General features: G+C 64.5%; 19 protein-coding genes. 10 read left to right on the top strand and 9 right to left on the bottom strand.

Going from position 1 to position 18,839, the window contains the following annotated elements:
• Positions 1–2: 2 nt before the first annotated feature.
• Entirely contained in the window at positions 3–617 is a 615-nt protein-coding gene (locus AABD04_RS03140) for a dihydrofolate reductase family protein (RefSeq protein ID WP_243611141.1), read from the top strand.
• Here AABD04_RS03140 and AABD04_RS03135 read toward each other — a convergent pair.
• Genes AABD04_RS03135 through AABD04_RS03125 form a run of 3 tightly spaced genes read right to left on the bottom strand, consistent with a single transcriptional unit; the run spans position 599 to position 2,896 of the window.
• Positions 599–1,828: a hypothetical protein gene (locus AABD04_RS03135; RefSeq protein ID WP_341440204.1), complete on the bottom strand. Its 1,230-nt coding sequence runs from the start codon at positions 1,826–1,828 to the stop codon at positions 599–601. The two genes, AABD04_RS03140 and AABD04_RS03135, sit on opposite strands and share 19 nt — an antisense overlap.
• Before the next feature lie 7 nt (positions 1,829–1,835).
• Positions 1,836–2,300 (bottom strand): MarR family winged helix-turn-helix transcriptional regulator, encoded by a 465-nt coding sequence (locus AABD04_RS03130; RefSeq protein WP_335740944.1) that lies wholly within the window; start codon positions 2,298–2,300, stop codon positions 1,836–1,838.
• Positions 2,297–2,896 (bottom strand): DJ-1/PfpI family protein, encoded by a 600-nt coding sequence (locus AABD04_RS03125; protein WP_335740945.1) that lies wholly within the window; start codon positions 2,894–2,896, stop codon positions 2,297–2,299. Before AABD04_RS03125 ends, AABD04_RS03130 begins: the two co-directional genes overlap by 4 nt.
• Before the next feature lie 167 nt (positions 2,897–3,063).
• Here AABD04_RS03125 and AABD04_RS03120 point away from each other — a divergent pair, with 167 nt between their 5' ends.
• From AABD04_RS03120 to AABD04_RS03110, 3 genes are read left to right on the top strand one after another with little or no spacing between them, the layout of a single operon-like run.
• On the top strand, positions 3,064–4,656 hold the full coding sequence (locus AABD04_RS03120) for a sigma-54-dependent Fis family transcriptional regulator (protein WP_243596954.1): 1,593 nt from the start codon (positions 3,064–3,066) through the stop codon (positions 4,654–4,656).
• A gap of 54 nt (positions 4,657–4,710) precedes the next feature.
• Positions 4,711–6,180, top strand: coding sequence for an aldehyde dehydrogenase (locus AABD04_RS03115; RefSeq protein WP_243596955.1), 1,470 nt, complete (start codon positions 4,711–4,713; stop codon positions 6,178–6,180).
• Between the two features lie 21 nt (positions 6,181–6,201).
• Complete coding sequence (locus AABD04_RS03110) at positions 6,202–7,311, top strand: NDMA-dependent alcohol dehydrogenase (RefSeq protein ID WP_243596956.1); 1,110 nt, start codon at positions 6,202–6,204, stop codon at positions 7,309–7,311.
• 111 nt (positions 7,312–7,422) lie between these two features.
• On the opposite strand, the gene AABD04_RS03105 is transcribed toward AABD04_RS03110, so the two are convergent.
• On the bottom strand, positions 7,423–8,061 hold the full coding sequence (locus AABD04_RS03105; RefSeq protein ID WP_243596957.1) for a nucleoside/nucleotide kinase family protein: 639 nt from the start codon (positions 8,059–8,061) through the stop codon (positions 7,423–7,425).
• 94 nt (positions 8,062–8,155) lie between these two features.
• On the opposite strand from AABD04_RS03105, the gene AABD04_RS03100 reads away from it, so the two are divergent.
• Together AABD04_RS03100 and AABD04_RS03095 are read left to right on the top strand one after the other, a co-directional pair.
• A complete protein-coding gene (locus AABD04_RS03100; protein ID WP_243596958.1) occupies positions 8,156–8,515 on the top strand; it encodes an ArsR/SmtB family transcription factor in 360 nt (119 codons plus the stop codon).
• The gene (locus tag AABD04_RS03095; protein ID WP_308198158.1) at positions 8,512–9,549 is read left to right on the top strand and encodes a TIGR03086 family metal-binding protein; all 1,038 of its coding nucleotides are present in this window, start codon (positions 8,512–8,514) and stop codon (positions 9,547–9,549) included. The genes AABD04_RS03100 and AABD04_RS03095 overlap by 4 nt, the downstream gene beginning before the upstream one ends.
• Positions 9,550–9,556: 7 nt before the next feature.
• Here AABD04_RS03095 and AABD04_RS03090 read toward each other — a convergent pair whose 3' ends face one another.
• The 3 genes from AABD04_RS03090 to AABD04_RS03080 form a co-directional block, all read right to left on the bottom strand.
• Entirely contained in the window at positions 9,557–10,702 is a 1,146-nt protein-coding gene (locus tag AABD04_RS03090) for an acyl-CoA dehydrogenase family protein (RefSeq protein WP_374230343.1), read from the bottom strand.
• A gap of 69 nt (positions 10,703–10,771) precedes the next feature.
• Positions 10,772–11,593, bottom strand: coding sequence for an SDR family oxidoreductase (locus AABD04_RS03085; RefSeq protein ID WP_243596960.1), 822 nt, complete (start codon positions 11,591–11,593; stop codon positions 10,772–10,774).
• 72 nt (positions 11,594–11,665) lie between these two features.
• Entirely contained in the window at positions 11,666–12,520 is an 855-nt protein-coding gene (locus AABD04_RS03080; RefSeq protein ID WP_341440203.1) for a sulfurtransferase, read from the bottom strand.
• A gap of 65 nt (positions 12,521–12,585) precedes the next feature.
• On the opposite strand from AABD04_RS03080, the gene AABD04_RS03075 reads away from it, so the two are divergent.
• Positions 12,586–13,731 (top strand): NADH:flavin oxidoreductase, encoded by a 1,146-nt coding sequence (locus AABD04_RS03075; protein WP_341440202.1) that lies wholly within the window; start codon positions 12,586–12,588, stop codon positions 13,729–13,731.
• A gap of 140 nt (positions 13,732–13,871) precedes the next feature.
• Here the strand turns inward: AABD04_RS03075 and AABD04_RS03070 are convergent, their stop codons facing one another.
• Complete coding sequence (locus tag AABD04_RS03070) at positions 13,872–16,094, bottom strand: HNH endonuclease signature motif containing protein (protein ID WP_341440201.1); 2,223 nt, start codon at positions 16,092–16,094, stop codon at positions 13,872–13,874.
• 142 nt (positions 16,095–16,236) lie between these two features.
• On the opposite strand from AABD04_RS03070, the gene AABD04_RS03065 reads away from it, so the two are divergent.
• A complete protein-coding gene (locus tag AABD04_RS03065) occupies positions 16,237–16,509 on the top strand; it encodes a hypothetical protein (protein ID WP_341440200.1) in 273 nt (90 codons plus the stop codon).
• Here the strand turns inward: AABD04_RS03065 and AABD04_RS03060 are convergent.
• Entirely contained in the window at positions 16,506–17,282 is a 777-nt protein-coding gene (locus tag AABD04_RS03060; RefSeq protein WP_341440199.1) for an IclR family transcriptional regulator, read from the bottom strand. The genes AABD04_RS03065 and AABD04_RS03060 overlap by 4 nt on opposite strands.
• 143 nt (positions 17,283–17,425) lie before the next feature.
• On the opposite strand from AABD04_RS03060, the gene AABD04_RS03055 reads away from it, so the two are divergent.
• Together AABD04_RS03055 and AABD04_RS03050 are read left to right on the top strand one after the other, a co-directional pair.
• The gene (locus AABD04_RS03055; RefSeq protein ID WP_341440198.1) at positions 17,426–18,187 is read left to right on the top strand and encodes a CoA transferase subunit A; all 762 of its coding nucleotides are present in this window, start codon (positions 17,426–17,428) and stop codon (positions 18,185–18,187) included.
• Positions 18,184–18,825, top strand: a complete 642-nt coding sequence (locus AABD04_RS03050; RefSeq protein ID WP_341440197.1) for a 3-oxoacid CoA-transferase subunit B — start codon at positions 18,184–18,186, stop codon at positions 18,823–18,825. The genes AABD04_RS03055 and AABD04_RS03050 overlap by 4 nt, the downstream gene beginning before the upstream one ends.
• Positions 18,826–18,839 lie beyond the last annotated feature (14 nt).

Genomic DNA, 18,839 nt, shown 5'->3' with positions numbered 1-18,839 from the left:
GTATGACACTTCGCGTACACAATCTGTCGGTCTCGCTCGACGGCTTCGCCGCCGGTCCCGATCAGAGCCAGGACAACCCCATGGGGGTCGACGGCATGGCGCTGCACCAGTGGGTGTTCGCCGACCGGTCCGACACCGAACACCCCGACGCCGATCAACGGATGCTCGACCTCGGCACCGAGAACATCGGCGCAACGATCATGGGCCGCAACATGTTCGGTCCGATTCGCGGCGAATGGCCGGATCACGGTTGGCGCGGCTGGTGGGGCGAGGAGCCGCCCTACCACCACCCGGTGTTCGTGCTGACCCACCATCCGCGGCCGCCACTGGAGATGGTCGGCACCACGTTCCACTTCACCGACGATCCCCTCGAGGCCGTGCTCGATCGTGCCCACGAAGCCGCGTCGGGCAAAGACGTGCGCCTCGGCGGCGGGGCGTCGACGGTGCGGCAGTACCTGAAAGCAGGGCTCGTCGATCACCTTCATCTGGCGGTCTCGCCGGTGATTCTCGGGGCCGGTGAACCGATCTACGACGGCTGGGACGTCTCGACATTCGAGCGAACGGAGACGGTTGGATCGGACCAGGTCCTACACGTCGTCTACCGCGCAGTCCGGTAGCGGTTCAGACCCCAGATCCCGACGCCTGCGAGCACGACCGTTGCGAATGCGCCACCCGTCGAGAGCCACGTTTCCGGCCAGGACGTGTCCGTGAGTGCAGAAGTCAGTGGCGTGTACGCCGTCCAGCCGTAGGTGACGACCATCGGCACGGTGATCGCCACCGGCACCGCGAGGCCGAGGGTCGCAGGCGTCGGGTCGGCCGGTGTGCACGCCACGTAGAGATACGCAGCGGCGGCCGGGAAGACCACCAGACTCACCACGTAGTGAACGTTGTCCAGCGGCGGCTGCTCGAACAGTGCCGTCGCGCAGACGACCGCCAGAATTGCGATACCGACCATCGGACGGCCCCAACGCAATCCGAGTGCGGCACCGGCCGCAACCGACACTGCAATGACGGCTACGAGTCCGAGTGTCCAGACCCGGGCCGAGACACTGATACCCACCCCCGACGTGGTGGTCGAGGTGAGCAACACGGCTGTTCCGGCGAGAACGACGATGCCGCCCCGACCGGGTAGCAGGCCGGCCGCCGCGAACAACACGGGTACGGCGAGGAGGCCGAAATACCAGCGACCGCCGAACCCGTAGTCGCTCTGGAACATGTCGAACACGAACACCGCATCGATCAGCAGCCCACCGATCGCGATCAGCAGTGTCGCCCAGATGGTGCGGATGTCGCGGTCGGGTGGTGGGCTCGCGGCCTGGTTTTCATTGCGCGCTGCCCACGCCACTGCCACGACCACCAGCACGCACAGCGCCGGAACGACCACCGGTGTGCCCATATCGGATTCGGTGAGGTAGTCGGCGTAGCGCCGTGGAACATCGGGGTAATGCAATGCCTCGACCGCACCGGCGCTGAGCAGTCCGACAAGGAACGACCCGGCCAGGAGCGCCTGACGAACTCGTTCACGATTCGCCCGTACCGCACTGCATCCCAACAGAACTCCGCCTGCCATCACCTCGGCGATGTCGGATTGGAACAGCAGGGCAGAGCCGCCGATGACGACAGCAGCGGCGATGGACAGTCCGGCCAGAATGCGGTGCCGACGAACGACCATCGCCGTACCCGACGCCAGAATCAGTGCGAGCGCAACTCCCACGCCGGCACTGGAGAACAACGCGCCGAAGCTGGTGCCGCCGAGTGTGTCGATGCCGTCGGACTGTATCGACAAGCCGGCCAGCAATCCGGTCAGAAGTACCCCGAGCGCAACCATGCCCGAATTATGCACTGCCGCCGCGATAGTCACGGGATGCCGCGAGGATCCTGTCGAGGGTGGCGGCGAAGGCGCGTAGTTCGCTCTCTCCCACAGCGGCTCCCACGGCATCGGACCACGCGTGTTGCGCATCTCGCAGCTCTGCAACGGTGTCGCGTCCCTTGGGGGTTGGCTCCAACAGCTTTGCCCGCTTGTGGTTCGGATTGTCGACGTACACGGCCCAGCCTTTGTCCACCAACAGATTTGCCGTCCGCTGTACGCTTTGCCGCGCCAACCCCAGCCCGACGCGGCGCGCGATGTCGGCCACGGTGAGGGGCTCGTCGAGGGTGGCCCCGAGGACCTGCCACCACGCCGGAGTCAGACCTGTCGGCTCGGTGATGTCGTGTGCGGCGGCGAGAAATTCACCGTTGAGCTCGAAGACGGGCAACACCAGGGCCGTGAGCGCATCACCCTCCGGAGTGCGTTGGCTCATGCGCCCGCCAGCTGGTCGTAGTATTTGCGTTCCCCCGTCGTGTAGAGGCCGTACCAGGCATCGACCACGGGTTGGGGAAACACGTTCAACCGCTCGAACACGAGCTTCGCGAACTCCAACGGGCTCACGCCACCTGCGGTGATCACGGTGCCATCAGTGACCGCTTTTTCGTCGCGGTAGTGCTCCGCTCCACGATATTCGGTTGCCTGCGTGAGGAACTCGGCGGCATTCGAGGTATGCGGCCGGTCATCGAGCAGTCCGGCCCGGGCCACACCCAATGTTGCCCCGCAAATCGCCGCGATCGGAGTGCCCGCCGCAACGAGTTCGGCGGCAAGCCTCAGCACCGGATCGTGACCGGAGTCCCAACTGGGCGCGCCGGGCAGAATCAGGGCATCGAGGGCCGGGAGGTCGGGCACGGCCATATCGGGAGTGATCCGCAATCCTCCCATCGTCGTGATGGCCTCCCCCGTCTCCGATGCGATGATCAGCCGGTTCGCGTCCGGGTCCTGCTCGCGAGCCATGGCCAGACCTGCGGTGAGGTATCCGTATTCCCAGTCGGCCATGGTGTCGGTGGCGTACAGAGCGATCGTTGTCATGTCGAGCCTCCACAATTTGACAGTGCGCTGTCACTTTGCACTCATGACAGTGCACTGTCAATAGATCACTGCCCGATCGGACAGGTTCTGTCGAAACGCGCGTCGAACCGGGCAGTCGGCGCTACCGTCACAGCACGACCAAGCGCCGGCCAACGGAGGTACGCGCGATGCACAGCGGTGCCGAGAAGCTCCGAGATTCCATCGCCAAGTCCTGGCAACGGTCGGCGCAGAGCGGTCTCGCACCGGCGGACACCCTGGAGCAGGCGAGTCTTCGTGACGTCGACCGTCGCAGCCGCCTCCTCGCCGCGGCAAACCCCATCCTCGATCGGATGGAGAGCGTGCTCGACGGCTCCGGGTACTGCGTCCTGCTCGCGGATCGCGATGCCCGGCTGGTCGATCTCCGTTTCGGAACCCATTCGCTACGAGATGCAGTGTCCTCGGTCGGCGCGGTCGTCGGCCGGTCGTTCACCGAACAGGCATCGGGCACCAATTCGATCTCGACGAGCTTCGAGATGCGCGCACCCTGTGCCGTACGTGCCGAGGAGCACTACATCGAGTCGATGAAGACCTTCAGTTGCTACGGCCACCCCCTGATCCACCCCGTCACACGCCGCATCGAGGGCGTCCTCGACATCACCTTCCTGGCCTCCGGTGACAACCCGCTACTCGAACCGATGCTCGTCCATGCCGCACAGGACATTCAGGGCCGGCTCCTCGAAGAGACCCGCTCCGGTGAACATCGACTGTTCCAGGCATTTCAGTACGCGTCCTCACAGCGTCGCGGTGCGCCGGTCATCGCGATCGCCGACGAGATTCTGCTCGAAAACACCAGCGCTGCAGCAATGATCGACACAGTCGATCATTCCGCACTGCGCGCGCTCACCGACGATTCGATTCGGCGCAGTGGCGTCGTACACGATGTGATCCTCAATTCCGGACTGCACGCGACCGTGCGCTGGGAGCGTCCGGTATCGGCCGCTGGAATCGTCATCGAGATCGATCCTCACGACACCGTCCGCACCCCTCTTCCCGCTCCGAAGATCCGAAAACCGTTGTGTGTCATCGGTGAACCCGGAACCGGAAAATCGACCACCCTCGCCCGACTGACAGCAACGACGTCACCGCACTGGTTCGACGCCGCAGATCTGGTGACGACGACCCCGGCCGTGTGGTTGACAGCCGTCGAGCATCAGGTCGAGGCCGCACACGATGTGGTGATCAAGAACGTGCACTTTCTCCCAGGTCCGGTGGCGAACCGGTTGCATTCGACTCTGTCGTCAGCCCGCGGGTGGTACGCGTTGTCGAGCTCGGCCGCCGACTCGGCCGAACTCGAACACCGCCAACTCCTTTCGCTGTGCGCCGACACCATCGAGCTGGCCCCGTTGCGTTCTCGCCGACACGAAATCCCGGACCTGGTCCGCGCCATCATGGCTGAGCTGGAGTCCCGCGCGCACTTCACGCCTGCGGCGTTGTCGGCGCTGATCGACTACGACTGGCCGGGCAACATCGGCGAACTTCGAGCCGAGGTCACCGAGGCCGCATCGCGTAGATCCGTCGGAGACATCACCGAACGGGAACTGGTCAGACCGCGCAAGAACGCGTCGACGACTCGGATGAGCACGCTCGACACCGCGATGCGCGACGCCATCGTGCACGAGTTGGCGCGGCAGGGCGGCAACAAACGCACGACGGCGGAAAGCCTGGGAATCAGTCGGACCACCCTGTACAAGCGGATGCGCGAGTTCGGCATCCTCGGCTGAGGTTGTCCACTTTCTGAACACTCGGCATCCGTGATCGGGGTCACACTCGTATGCATGGATGCACACACGACAACACGAGAGCAGCTCGACGCACAGTCGCTCTTCATCGGCGGCGAGTGGGTGGAACCCAGCTCGTCCGCCCGCATCGAAGTCCGTTCGGCAAGTAGCGAAGAACGCATCGGATCGGTACCCGAGGCACAGGAAGCCGACGTCGATGCGGCGGTGGCCGCTGCCCGCCGCGCATTCGAGGACCCCAGCGGTTGGAGCCGGTGGGAGCCCTCGAAGCGCGCCGACGCGATGGATCGACTCGCCGACGAGTACGAGAAGCGAGGCGACCAACTCGCCCGACTCGTGGCGGCGCAGAACGGCATGCCGATCTCCATTGCGGAGCAACTCGAAGGCGGCTTCCCAGTCGCCGTGATGCGGTACTTCTCGGGCCTCACGCGAACCGCGCAGTTCGAAGAATCTCACCCCCACCTGATGGGCGGGACGACGACGGTTCGACGCGAGCCGATCGGCGTCGTCGGTGCCATCGCACCGTGGAATTTCCCGCAGACTCTGGCCGCGTTCAAGTACGCACCGGCCCTCGCAGCCGGCTGCACCGTCGTCCTCAAGCCGTCTCCCGAGACGGTGCTCGACTCGGTTGTGTTGGCGGAGGCCATCATTGCCGCTGGGTTGCCGCCCGGCGTCATCAACATCGTTCCCGGTGGCCGTGAGATCGGTGCCCATCTGGTCTCGCATCGAGGCATCGACAAGGTCGCGTTCACCGGCTCCACCGCAGCCGGGCGGTCCATCGCCGAAACATGTGGCCGCCTGTTGCGCCCGGTGACCCTCGAACTGGGCGGCAAGTCGGCGTCGATCATCCTCGACGACGCGAATCTCGATCTCGCCGAGATCGGCGAGAACCTCTTCGGTGCAACGTTTCTCAACAACGGTCAGACATGCTTCCTCGGTACCCGCGTCCTCGCGCCGCGCTCCCGCTACGACGAGGTGGTCGGCATGATGGAAGCGTTCGCGAATTCACTGGCCGTCGGCGACGCGCTCGACCCGGCCACCCAGATCGGCCCGATGGCCAGCGAGCGGCAGCGCGATCGCGTCGAGGGCTACATCGCGAAAGGCAGCGGCGACGGCGCTCGGCTCGTCACCGGCGGCGGTAGACCCGCAGACCTCGATCGCGGCTGGTTCGTTCAACCGACGATCTTCGCCGACGTCGACAACAACCACACCATCGCGCAGGAAGAGATCTTCGGGCCCGTCCTGTCGATCATCCCGTACGGCGACGAAGCCGAGGCGATCAGCATTGCCAACGACTCCGATTTCGGGCTCGGCGGATCCGTCTGGACCGCCGACGGCGAGCGAGGTTTCGACGTGGCCAAACGAATTCACACCGGAACCATCGGCATCAACCACTACATGGTGGATCCCTCGTCCCCGTTCGGCGGGGTCAAGGACAGCGGAATCGGGCGCGAGCTCGGGCCCGACGCCATCGGCAATTTCCAACACGTCAAATCCATCTACCGCTGAATCGAACTCAGGAGAATCTCTGTGAAGACCAAAGCAGCAGTACTGTTCGAGCCGCACAAGCCGTTCGAGATCATCGAACTCGACATGGACGGCCCCGGCCCCGGTGAAGTCCTGATCAAGTATGTCGCAGCAGGACTGTGTCATTCGGATCTACATCTGCTCGACGGCGACCTGCCACCACGCTTCCCCATCGTCGGCGGCCACGAGGGCTCCGGCATCATCGAGGAAGTCGGTCCCGGCGTAACCAAGGTCAAGCCCGGCGATCATGTCGTCTGTTCCTTCATCCCGAACTGCGGCACCTGCCGCTATTGCTCGACGGGCCGACAGAACCTGTGCGACATGGGCGCAACGATCCTCGAGGGCTGCATGCCCGACGGCACGTTCCGTCGCCGCGACAGCAAGGGCACCGAATTCGGAGCGATGTGCATGCTCGGTACCTTCTCCGAGCGCGCCACCATCTCCCAGCATTCCGTCGTCAAGATCGACGACTGGTTGCCCTTGGAGACAGCAGTTCTCGTGGGCTGCGGCGTTCCGTCCGGCTGGGGCACCGCCGTGTACGCGGGCGGTGTACGCGCAGGTGACTCGGTGATCATCTACGGCATCGGCGGCCTCGGCATCAATGCCGTTCAGGGAGCAGTACATTCGGGTGCGAAGCATGTACTCGTCGTGGATCCACTCGAGTTCAAGCGCAACCAGGCACTGAAGTTCGGTGCGACTCACGCGTTCGCGGATGCCGCGTCGGCCCAGGAGAAGTTGACCGAACTCACGTGGGGCCAGGGAGCGGACCAGGCTCTGATTCTGGTCGGAACCGTCGACGAGGAGGTCGTGCAGGCCGCGACCGCGGCAATCGGTAAGGGCGGCACCGTCGTCATCACCGGCCTCGCAGATCCCGAGAAGCTGACGGTGCACGTGTCCGGCACGGATCTGACGTTGAATCAGAAAACGATCAAGGGCACGCTCTTCGGGTCGGCGAACCCGCAGTACGACATCGTGCGCTTGCTACGCCTGTACGACGCCGGGCAACTCAAGCTCGACGAGCTGATCACCTCGACCTACTCCCTCGAACAGGTCAACGAGGGCTACCAGGACCTCCGTGACGGCAAGAACATGCGCGGGGTGATTCATTTCTGAAACACGCTGCGGCAGTAATGCGGTCGAGTGCGCTGGATGGCACTCGACCGCACCGTCGTGTGCGGGACGTCGTCGCTGATGCTGCCGTACATCCGACTGTACGGACGATGGTCATTCGATAGCAATCCAGTCGACCGGCAACACTCGCGTTGCCCGAGCGCGCGGATCCACCTCGTCCAGATAGATCCGGCATGCCTCGTGATAGCGCTGATCGAAGGCCCGACCTGCCGCCTCCGGGCCACCGAGCGCCTCCGCATCCCTGTCGATACCGCGGGCCCGTGCGACGTCCATGGGAGTGTCGACGAAGACCGTGTAGTCCCAGTAGTCGGGCAGCGGCGGCCGATGCAGAAACGTTCCGTCCACCACCACGATCGCATCGGCCGACACCGGTTCGAGCGGATCATCGACCGCCTCATCTGTCGCCAGATCGATGATCCGACGCCGAATCGCACCGCTTCCGTTCGGTCCCAACGGAATCAGGACGTGTTCACGTAGTGCGTCGAAGTCGTATGCATCCCGGTAGTAGCCGAGAGCCGACGCTCGCCCCTGCCGATACCGGTGGACGCGACGGTGATGAAAGCCGTCCATCGTCACATGCACGGCTGGGCGCCCGTGCGCCGCAACGGCAGCCACCAGCCATCGCGCGCAGGTGGACTTTCCCGCAGCCGTCACTCCGTCGATCGCCACCCGTAGCGGATGCCCCGGATCCCGGGAGAGCACGTCCCGCACCATGTCATCGACGACGTTCATGGGTCGAGGGTAGTCGATCGGCGTACTCAACCAAGTGGTTGACTACGGTCGGTGAGCGGCCTATTCTCGGCAACAACACACAGCGAGGAACCTCATGAACGATCGAACAGAGCAGCTCAACAGAACGTTTGCGGCGCTGGCCGATCCCACTCGACGTGACATCGTCGCCCGGCTCGCCGGCGGTGACGCGAACGTCAGCGAATTGGCCGAGCCGTACGAGATGAGCCTGCAAGCGGTGTCCAAGCACGTGAAAGTGCTCGAGGACGCCGGATTGGTCACGCGTAGCAGGGACGCGCAGCGTCGGCCGGTGCATCTCGATGCCGAGGTGTTCGGCCTGATGGCGAAATGGATCGAGCGCTATCGCCAGGAAGCCGAGCAGCGATATCGACGCCTCGACGCCTTGCTGGACGGCATCGCAGAGGACAAGAGCACCGAGACGAAGGAAGTGTCATGACTACACCCGAAACCGAGATCGTTGCGGACGAGAAAGTACCCACGATCGAGATCGTCCGAGAGTTCGACGCGACGCCGGAGCGGGTGTTTCGCGCTCACATCGACCCCGAACTGTACCGACAGTGGGTGGGCCCCAGATCGTTGACCACGCGAATCATCAAGTGGGAGGGACACACCGGAGGTGCCTGGGCGTTCGCCAACGACCGGGACGGTGAGGAGATCGCGGCCTTCTTCGGCAGCTTTCACGAAGTGCGGCCGAACGAGCGGATCGTGTGGACCTTCACCTGGGAGGGTGCACCGGATTCGGTTGCGCTCGAGACGCTCACTTTCGAGCGTCGAGGCGACGGCGGTACGCGGCTGAGAGTGACGAGTGCATTCTCGGACTTCGCTTCTCGCGACGGCATGCTGTCGAGTGGCATGGACGTCGGTGTGAAGGAGGGCTACGACAAGCTCGACGAACTCCTCCAGCAGCACACCGGTCCGGCCCAGCAGCACGCACAGGACGCGGCAAGGTTCTCCGCATTGGTCGGGTCCGCATCGCCCGAGGACTGGTCCCGCCCGAGCCCGGTATCGGGCTGGGCCGCAGTCGATGTCGTGAAGCACCTGATCGAATGGTCTCGCGGCTTTCTTGCAGGCGGCGCAGGAATCGAGTTCGAGACCCTCGACATCGAGGCCGACCCAGCCGCAGCCTGGACACAGCACGTCGCCGACATCCAGTCGGTTCTCGACGACCCAGCCGGCCGCGTGTTGAGTAATCCGCACACGGGAGACATGCCGGTGGACAAGGCAATCGACATGTTCTACACCGCAGACGTCTGGATGCACTCCTGGGACCTGGCGAAAGCCCTTGGCCGAGAGCCAGATCTGGGTCAGGAACGCTGCGCTGCTGCACTCGAGGCCATGCAACCGATGGAACAGATGCTGCGAGACAGCGGGCAGTACGGCCCCGCGGTCCCCGTCGCCGACGACGCTTCCCCACAGGACAAGTTGATGGCCTTCATCGGCCGAGACCCGGCGTGGCAGCCGGGTCTCTGACCAACGTTCAGAGGTACTTCTTCAGCTCCATTTTCGCGATCGACATCTTGTGCACCTCGTCGGGACCGTCGGCCAGACGCAGGGTGCGGATGTGGGCATACATCATCGCGAGCGGGAAGTCGTTGGACACTCCGCCGCCGCCGTGGACCTGGATGGCACGGTCGATGATCTTCAGCGCCATCTCCGGTGCCGCAACCTTGATGGCTGCGATCTCGGTGCGCGCTTCCTTGTTCCCGACGGTGTCCATCAGGTACGCAGCTTTGAACGTGAGCAGTCGCGTCTTCTCGATCTCGATGCGCGCCTCGGCGATCCAGTCCTGAATGTTCGAGCGCATCGCCACCGGCTTGCCGAACGTCACTCGCGATGCCGCACGGCGACACAGCAATTCGAGCGCACGTTCGGCGACACCGATGGTGCGCATGGCGTGATGGATACGGCCGGGCCCCAAGCGAGCCTGGCTGATGGCGAAGCCCTCACCCGGTCCCTTCAGCACGTCCTTCGCGGGCACTCGCACATCCTCGAAGAGCACCTCGGCGTGGCCCTCGCGATCGATGTAGCCGAATACCGGCAGGTTGCGCAGAACGGTGACCCCGGGTGCGTCGATGGGCACCACCAGCATCGATTGCTGACGGTGCGTGGCCGCCTCGGGATCGGTCTTGCCCATGACGATGAGCACCTTGCAGTTCTTGTGCATCGCATTGGACGTCCACCACTTGCGTCCGTTGAGGATGAAGTCGTCACCGTCGCGGTCCATCTTCATCGCGATGTTCGTGGCGTCGGAGCTGGCCACGTCGGGTTCGGTCATCGCAAAGGCAGAGCGAATAGTGCCGTCCAACAACGGCTTCAAGTACTTCTCTTTGTGCTCGTCGGTGCCGAAGAGCGTGAAGACTTCCATGTTGCCGGTGTCGGGTGCGTTGCAGTTGCACGCCTCAGGGGCGAGCAGGCTGCGGCCCATGATCTCGGCGAGCGGCGCGTATTCGAGGTTGGTCAGACCTGGACCCCACTCCGGATGCGGGTGGAACAAATTCCACAGTCCACGCGAGCGCGCTTCCTTCTTCAGGTCCTCGAGGATCGGCGGGTGGAAGTGCGGGTCCCCGGCTTCGAGCATCTGCTGCTCGTACACCGCCTCGGCCGGATAGACGTGAGAGTCCATGAACTCCAACAGATCCGACTCGTACTTCTTCGCACGGTCGGAGGTCTCGAAAAATGCCACGGTGGGCCCCTATCGGTTGTTGTCGAGCAAGCTGTCCTGGTAGCGACGCATGCCGCGCAACCACCGGTCGTAGTCGGCACCCTTGTTGCGGTACATGTCCAGTACGTTCTCGTGCGGCAGGATGAGGAACTGCTCGCGGTCCATGGCGTCGAGCACCACATCGGCGACGTCGAGCGGTTCGAGTACGGCTCCGGCGCTCAGCACTGCCGCAGTTGCCGCCGCTCCCAACGCATCTCCGGATTCGCGTCCCTCGTAGAGCAGTTTGGTGTTGACGCCCATCGGGCACAGGCAGCTGACGCGAATACCCCGATTGCCGTAGGTGACGTTGAGCCACTCGGCGAATCCGACTGCCGCGTGCTTGGTCGTCGCGTACGTCGCCGAACCGATCTGAGTGAGCAGACCGGCCGCAGACGCAGTGCTGACGAAGTAGCCCTCACCGCGCTCGAGCCACCCCGGCACCAACAGTTGCGCGGCGCGGATGTGGGCGCGCACATTGATGTCGAACGAGAGGTCCCAGTCCTGCTCTGCGGCGTCGAGTCCGGGTGCGCCGCTGATGCCCGCGTTGGCGAAGTAGAGGTCGACGGGGCCGAACGAATCCTCGGCCAGACTGATCAGCCGTCGGATGTCGTCGGTGTTCGACGCGTCCGCTGCCGCAGCGACGGCCGTTCCAGGCCGGTCTCGTTCGATGGCGTCGGCCACGGATCGGGCGGTGGTCTCGTCGACGTCGGAGACGACGACGCGCGCGCCGTGCTCGGAGAGTCGAGCGGCGATGGCACCGCCGATTCCGCCACCACCGCCGGTGACGATGGCGACTTTGCCTGCAACCTTCATGCCCCAGGTATAGTTGAAGTCAGATTCAAGTTCAACCCTGGTTGCATGAACACGCTGGTCAAAGGGTGTTCTCTATGCCCGGGGACGCGTCGGATCGGTTATCCACCCCGACCACGAACCCGGATACAGCGCAGCATCGATGCCCACCAACTCGAGCGCGAGAATCTGATGTGCGGCCGTCACCCCGGATCCGCAGTAGACAGCGACGTCCTTTCCCTCCGGCACAAGTCCACCAAATGTGCCATTGAGTACCTCGGGTGCCAGGAACCGCCCGTCCTCGTCGACGTTCTCGGTCGTCGGTCGGTTGACTGCACCCGGGATGTGACCGGCCACATGATCCACCGGCTCTACTTCCCCGCGAAATCGTTCGGCTGCCCGGGCGTCGAGCAAGATGTTGTTCTGCGCGAACTCGAGCACGTCGTCGACATCGAGAACGCGTGCGAGCGACGGCTTGGCGGTGAACGATCCGGCCGCGACGATCGACGGTTCAGTACCGGTTGGGAATCCGGCCGCGACCCACTCGGCGAGGCCACCGTCGAGCACGCGCACGTCCGCATGGCCGTAGTAGCGCAGCAACCACCATGCCCGCGCCGCGGCTGTCGCCGGGCCTGCGTCGTAGACCACCACGGATGAGTCGTCGTTCACCCCTGCGCCGCGCATCGCTGCGACGAAGGTCTCCTCGTCGGGCAGCGGATGCCGGCCACGGTCATCTGGGTCGTTCCTGCTGGCTCCACTCCCGTCATCCGCCGGTGCCGCCAATTCGGTGCCGAGGTCGACGAATTGTGCAGTCGGGATGTGCCCCGCCTCGTAACCTGCTCTGTCGCTACCGTTCTGGAGAGTCCACCGTATGTCCAGGACCACTGGGCCACGTCCCATCTCGAAGAGGTCGTGCAATTCGGCAGCAGAGATCAGCGGAGAAGGGCTCATAAGGCTCCGACGCTAACAGCCCGGTGCCGGGAATAGCCCGGTGTTCGGGCAGGTTGTGCGCAGGCGTGACCGAAACTGCATCCACAACAGAGCATCTGTCCACCGCCGGGCTCTTCGAGCCGTTCGAGGTCAAGTCGCTGAAGCTGCGCAATCGCTTCGCCATGGCCCCGATGACGCGTGCCTTCTCACCCGACGGCATACCCGGCCCGGACGTGGCCGAGTACTACCGCAAGCGCGCAGCAGGTGGCACGGGCCTCATCATCACCGAGGGCACCTACATCCCCGATCCCGCTGCGGGCCCCCACACCCGCGTCCCGAGGATCTACGGTGACGCCAGCCTCGAAGGCTGGAAAGGTGTCGTCGACGCCGTGCACGCCGAGGGCAGCGCGATCATCCCGCAGCTGTGGCACCTCGGCGTCGAGCGCGGCACCGAGTCTCGCCTCTTTCCGGACGTCACCACGGTCAGCCCGTCCGGTATCGCACTCGACGGCTCTTCGGTGGGTCGGGCATTCACCGACGCAGACCTCGACGAACTCACCTCGCAGTGGGTGCAGGCCGCGGTCAACGCGAAGAACACCGGCTTCGACGGCCTCGAACTGCATGGTGCACACGGGTATCTGCTCGACGAATTCCTCTGGGCCACCACCAATGTGCGCGCGGACGAGTTCGGCGGCTCTCTCGAAGCTCGGACCAGGTTCCCCGCGCAGGTCGTTGCCGCGATTCGTGCGGCCGTCGGCGAGGACTTCGCCATCGTGTACCGATTCTCGCAGTGGAAGAGCAATCACTTCGACGCTCGGATCGCACAGAACCCCGAAGAGCTCGGACGCGTCCTGACGCCGCTGGTCGACGCCGGAGTGGATGTCTTGCACGCCTCGACCCGACGCCACTGGGATCCGGCGTTCCCCGAGCTGGACGGCAACGACGGAAAGCTCGGCTTGGCCGGGTGGACCCGCAAGCTCACCGGTGTCCCGACGATCACCGTCGGATCGGTCGGCCTCGATTCGGTGTTCACGTCGGCATGGTCGGAGGACGCCGCATCCGGCGTCACCGGGCTCGATGCACTGGTCGGTCAGTTCAAGGACAACGAATTCGATCTGGTGGCCGTCGGACGTGCACTGCTGTCCGACCCGGATTGGGTGAACAAGGTGGGCGACGGCCGCGTGGACGAGCGCATCGAATTCACGCGCGATCACATTCAGCACTTGGTCTGACGGAGAGAGCACGGGGATTCACGGCAGCATCGCCTAGAACGGCGGTGCTGCCGTGTCGTCTGTCTCGGGTTGTTGGTTGTCGGGTGGGTCGGGGTAGGCGATGATGCCGGACCGTCTGGGTTTGGTGGGGATGTGTGGTCTCAGGTCGTTGCCGAGGATTGGTACGGCGGTGCCGTTGGCGGGCAGGGTGATTCGGGTGGTCTTCGAGATGGAGGTCCACAGGATCGCCCCGCCGGGGAGCATGACGGCTGTCCAGTAGCCGGCGGTTTGACTGTGTGGTGGAACTCGCACAGGCATTGGAGGTTGTTGATAGTGGTCCAGCCGCCGCCGAGGGGGTTGGTGTGGTCGAAGGGATTGATGTGGTCGAGTTGGCAGCGTGCGGCGGGACGGTGACAGCCAGGGAAGCGGCAGTGGCGGTCGCGGAGCCGGACTGCCGCGGTCGTCAGGGCGTCGGGTCGATAGATCAGGGCCCGGTCGGTCAGTGGGTCGCGGGCGACGGATTTTCCGAGGGTGGGGTCGGCGGCGATGGCGGCTTCGAGGGCTGCGGCGAGGGAGGCGTTGCCGAGGTAGATACCTGAAGGTGTGCGGCCTGCAGTATGGATCGTCGGTTGGTTACGCCGGATTGCGGACGGCAGGTCGAGGGCAGAGCTGTGCCGTGTGCCCCGGCCGACGGGGGTGTGGGTGCAGAACAGAGCTGCGGCAGAGGTCAGTGATCCCAGCCGACGCGAGTGTGGGTTGTCGCCGGCCGCAGCGGATCCTGTTCCTGGTGCCGGGCCTTCGGCCGACGCCGGACCGGATGCTGCAGAGCCCGATGTTGTGGAGCCGAATGGTGTTGTGGACGAGCGTGATTCCGAACAGCTCGACGCGATACCAGGTGCCGGCGATGTCCGTGGCCCAGGTGATTGCGATGCTGTCGCGGGTTCAGACGATGCGGCTGCCTCTGGGTTGGTGTGAGACTTTGCCGCCGCTGACGGGTCGGTCACCGGTGACCCTGCACGTGTTGCTGCGTGCTTCCGGACAGAATCGGCGGCACCTGGGTCGGGAGTTGCCGACGGGTCGGCTGCAGATATGGGCGCGGACCCGTCGGACTCGTCGGACTCGTCGGACTCGTCGGCCTCACCGTTTTCCCCGACATCGCCAGTCTCGTCGACCTCATCTGCTGGTGCCGCTGGTGCCGGTGTCGAGGTGTCCACGGGTGCACGCGCAGGAGCAGGTGTAGGTGAATTGGCCGAGGTCGGTTCGGTCGAGGGATCTGCCTCCTCCCCCGAATCCGTAGCCGACCCCATTCCCTCAGCATCATCAGCAGCCGAATCCACGTCTGCGTCTGTGTCTGCGTTGGCGTTGGTACCTGCGCCTGCGCCTGCGTCCGCTTCCGCTACTGTTGCCGTCTCGGGTTCGGTTGCAGCCCTTGCGCTCTCGCCGTCCGAGCGTCGTTCCCATTCCCCGGTTTCCGGGTTCTGCGCAGCCAGTCCCAACTTCTCGGCGAGGGTGACTGCTTCGGTGAGCAGGATCTGCCACTGACTATTGCGGGCGAGTTCCTGCGCGAGATCCGGATCGATCGAACCATGACCGGCCAGATACGCGGGGTCGGCGAGCAGTCCGATGAGGGTGGCGATGTCGACGGTGATCATCGTCAACGGCACCCGGCGATCCGGCAATGCCGCATCTTTTTTCGGGCAGTCATCACGTTGGCACAGGCATGCCAACCGGGATTCGCCGTGCATGCGCGCCATGAACGCATCACACAGGCGATCTTGCTTTCCTCGGGGGTCTTTCGGGCAGAGCGTGTCGGCCATCTCCTCGAGCAGCTGCCAGGCCGCCGCCGCCTCGGGTGCGGTCAACTCCGCTCGAATCCGCGCCAACTCACCGGCCGGGCTGTAGGAAACATGGCGGAATCGTTTCGCGAACTCCCGTAGTGCTGCCGCTTCCTCCGGGGCGACCCGCAGAAGGATGTCCCAGATCTCCTTCTCCAACGGACCGGGCGAATTACGTTGCGCTGCTTCGACGATCTCGTCCTCGATGGACGTGATGATCCCGTCGGAGAGGTTGTCGAGGATCCGGCACACCATCCGCACTCGCGGCAGGTCGATCTCCCCGGCCTCGAATGCCTTCTTCACCAGAAGGAGCCGGGTGTGCAGGGCAACGCCGACGGACACATACGATTCGGCGACGGTGGCCGAGCAACCCAACGCGGTTGCCATTTCGGTGCGCCCGTATCGGCTGTAGTGCTTGTACTTGGTGTCGCGGGTGATCCAGCTCCGATGGACGTCGTAGCAGGCGGAGATTTTGCGGAACGCGTGACGATTTTCTGCCCGCGCAGCGGCAGTCAACGCCTCCAGCGACACGGTCGGTACTGCACCCATTTTTCACCCCCCGGTGACCCGAAACAGGAACGCATGTTCGAACTGGAAGAACAGTAACCCGAGCCACCGACAGAAACGGAGAACGCAGATTCGACGTAGCTGACCTGCCACTATCGGAGTGAATCGTTCTACACTCCACTTCATGACCGAGCCCGATTCCACAGCGGCCGAGCTGGCTGCGTTGCGCGCCCAGGCAAACGAAGGCAATCAGGATGCACTCGACCAGTTGGTCGAACTCGCAGGCTCTCGAAACGACCTCGACGAACTGCGCTCTCTCGCCGACGCAGGCAGTACCGACGCCATCGACATCCTGGTCGAACTGGCCGGCGAACGCGGCGATCGAGTGGAGCTGCAGAGGTTGGCCACCGCAGGCAGTCAGGACGCCGCGGACATCCTGGTGGAGATCGACAGCTAAGCGGGCCGCTCCCCCAGTTGCACGGTGAGTCGATGTGCCGCGTCGAGCAGCATCTTGCCCAGCTCCCGGCGTCGATCCTCGCGGAATCGCGTCTCGACTCCGGTCAGGCTCAGGGCCCACGCCGGCTTGTCGGCGCGATCGAACACGGCGGCACCGAGTCCCCAACTGCCCTCCACGAGCAGCGCCGGATTGACGGCGAATCCTGTGGTGCGGGTATGCGCTATCCGCCTGCGAATCTCCACGGCGGCGTGACTCTCTCCCCACTCCGGCACCAAATCTACGCCACCCAGATACTCGTCGACCTCCCGATCCGGTAGGTGCGCAAGAATGGCCAACCCAGCGGACGCCACTCCGAGCGGCAGCCGAATTCCCTCGTACAGAACGTGCGAGCGCAACGGAAAACTTCCCTCCACTCGAAGCAAGCACACCGTCTCCGCCCCACGCCGGGCCGACAGAAACGCACTCTCGCCGCTCTCGGTAGCCAACGCCTGCACTATCTTTCGTGCTTGGTCGGTGATGTCGTACCGCAGTGCCGCCATCGATCCCAGCAGATATATCTCCGGGCCCAGCGACCAGCGTCCTGTACCGGCGTCACGATCCACGAATCCCTGTTCCGCAAGCGTGGACAGTAAGCGATGTGCGGTGGGTCGAGCAATACCGGCCGCCTTCGCGAGCGCAGTGGTCGAGGCCCCCGACGGCTCCTCGCTTCCCGCTGCGCGCAGCAACGAGCAGATCTTGCCGATCACACTTGCGTTGGCATCCGGTGACGTCACCCGGCCATTCTACGTCCACTCACTGGACGCCAAATCCCCATCCGTTCATCGAACGAGCAATAGACAGTATTTGCTTCACCGAAATGCACAGCTCAGGTTCACTGAGTGCAACGTTTGCTCACCGAACACATCAGGAGCTGCAAGTGACTGGAAAGACCTACGCGTCCGCCGCCGAGGCGGTCGCGGACATCGGCCGAGGAGCGACCATCGCGGTCGGCGGATTCGGGCTGTGCGGCATACCCGACGCCCTCATCGACGCTATCGCCAACACCGACGCCGACCAGCTCGAAGTGTTCTCCAACAACTGCGGCGTCGACGGCTACGGCCTCGGAATTCTGTTGGCCGCCGGACGCATTCGCCGAGTCACCGCCTCGTACGTCGGAGAGAACAAGGAGTTCGCCCGGCAGTATCTCGCCGGCGAGCTCGAAGTCGAGCTGACCCCGCAGGGCACACTCGCCGAACGACTGCGCGCCGGCGGCAACGGCGTACCCGCATTCTTCACACCCGCCGGGGTCGGCAGCCCCATCGCCGACGGTGGAATGCCGTGGCGCTACGACCCCGACGGCTCCGTATCGATCGCGTCACCGCCCAAGGAGACCCGGGTGTTCGGCGACAAGCGCTACGTTCTCGAAGAGTCGATCAACGCCGACTTCGCACTGGTGCACGCCGAAACTGGCGACACAGCAGGCAATCTCGTCTTCGACAAGACCGCGATGAACTTCAACCCCCTCGCCGCAATGGCAGGCAAGATCACCATCGCGCAGGTCGAAAACCTCGTCGAACCGGGCGAGCTGGACCCAGCCCACGTACATCTTCCCGGAGTGTTCGTCCAACGTGTCGTGCATACCGGGCCACAGGACAAGCGCATCGAAAAGCGCACCGTCAGTTCAGGAGTTCGAGCATGAGTGCAGGGTGGACGCGCGACCAGATGGCCGAACGCGCCGCAGCGGAGATGATCGACGGCGAGTACGTCAACCTGGGCATCGGACTGCCCACGTTGATTCCGGGGTATCTGACCGACGCCGTCGAGGTCACTCTGCACTCGGAGAACGGCATCCTCGGCACGGGGCCCTACCCCACCGAGGACGAGGTCGACGCCAACCTCATCAACGCAGGAAAAGAGACCGTCACCGTCAATCCCGGTGCCGCATACTTCGACTCGTCGCTGAGCTTCGGCATGATCCGAGGCGGACACATCGACACCGCGGTGCTCGGCGGCATGCAGGTCTCCCGCACCGGCGACCTCGCCAACTGGATGGTGCCCGGCAAGATGGTCAAGGGCATGGGCGGCGCGATGGACCTCGTCCACGGGGCCCGACGCGTCATCGTCGTCATGGAACACACCGACCGCGACGGCAATCCCAAGATTCTCGACGCCTGCACGCTCCCGCTCACCGGCCAAGGCGTCGTGAATCGCATCATCACCAACCTCGCCGTCATCGACGTCGTCGGCGACGGCACCCTCGCACTGGCCGAACTCGCACCCGGCGTGACCACCGAGCAGGTCACCGCGGCAACAGGATCCGAGCTCACGATCACGTGACACGACTGTGGGCT

The organism is Rhodococcoides navarretei (genome assembly GCF_038069675.1).
Lineage (GTDB): Bacteria > Actinomycetota > Actinomycetes > Mycobacteriales > Mycobacteriaceae > Rhodococcoides > Rhodococcoides navarretei.
The sequence above is the reverse complement of the archived record's forward strand: the minus strand, read 5'-3'. Positions and strand labels throughout refer to the sequence as shown.

Excerpts from the sequence above, each read along its gene's own strand:
- AABD04_RS03140 (WP_243611141.1), top strand. The coding sequence starts at position 3 with ATGACACTTCGCGTACACAATCTGTCGGTCTCGCTCGACGGCTTCGCC.
- AABD04_RS03135 (WP_341440204.1), bottom strand. The coding sequence starts at position 1,828 with ATGGTTGCGCTCGGGGTACTTCTGACCGGATTGCTGGCCGGCTTGTCG.
- AABD04_RS03130 (WP_335740944.1), bottom strand. The coding sequence starts at position 2,300 with ATGAGCCAACGCACTCCGGAGGGTGATGCGCTCACGGCCCTGGTGTTG.
- AABD04_RS03125 (WP_335740945.1), bottom strand. The coding sequence starts at position 2,896 with ATGACAACGATCGCTCTGTACGCCACCGACACCATGGCCGACTGGGAA.
- AABD04_RS03120 (WP_243596954.1), top strand. The coding sequence starts at position 3,064 with ATGCACAGCGGTGCCGAGAAGCTCCGAGATTCCATCGCCAAGTCCTGG.
- AABD04_RS03115 (WP_243596955.1), top strand. The coding sequence starts at position 4,711 with ATGGATGCACACACGACAACACGAGAGCAGCTCGACGCACAGTCGCTC.
- AABD04_RS03105 (WP_243596957.1), bottom strand. The coding sequence starts at position 8,061 with ATGAACGTCGTCGATGACATGGTGCGGGACGTGCTCTCCCGGGATCCG.
- AABD04_RS03100 (WP_243596958.1), top strand. The coding sequence starts at position 8,156 with ATGAACGATCGAACAGAGCAGCTCAACAGAACGTTTGCGGCGCTGGCC.
- AABD04_RS03095 (WP_308198158.1), top strand. The coding sequence starts at position 8,512 with ATGACTACACCCGAAACCGAGATCGTTGCGGACGAGAAAGTACCCACG.
- AABD04_RS03090 (WP_374230343.1), bottom strand. The coding sequence starts at position 10,702 with ATGGACTCTCACGTCTATCCGGCCGAGGCGGTGTACGAGCAGCAGATG.
- AABD04_RS03085 (WP_243596960.1), bottom strand. The coding sequence starts at position 11,593 with ATGAAGGTTGCAGGCAAAGTCGCCATCGTCACCGGCGGTGGTGGCGGA.
- AABD04_RS03080 (WP_341440203.1), bottom strand. The coding sequence starts at position 12,520 with ATGAGCCCTTCTCCGCTGATCTCTGCTGCCGAATTGCACGACCTCTTC.
- AABD04_RS03070 (WP_341440201.1), bottom strand. The coding sequence starts at position 16,094 with ATGGGTGCAGTACCGACCGTGTCGCTGGAGGCGTTGACTGCCGCTGCG.
- AABD04_RS03065 (WP_341440200.1), top strand. The coding sequence starts at position 16,237 with ATGACCGAGCCCGATTCCACAGCGGCCGAGCTGGCTGCGTTGCGCGCC.
- AABD04_RS03050 (WP_341440197.1), top strand. The coding sequence starts at position 18,184 with ATGAGTGCAGGGTGGACGCGCGACCAGATGGCCGAACGCGCCGCAGCG.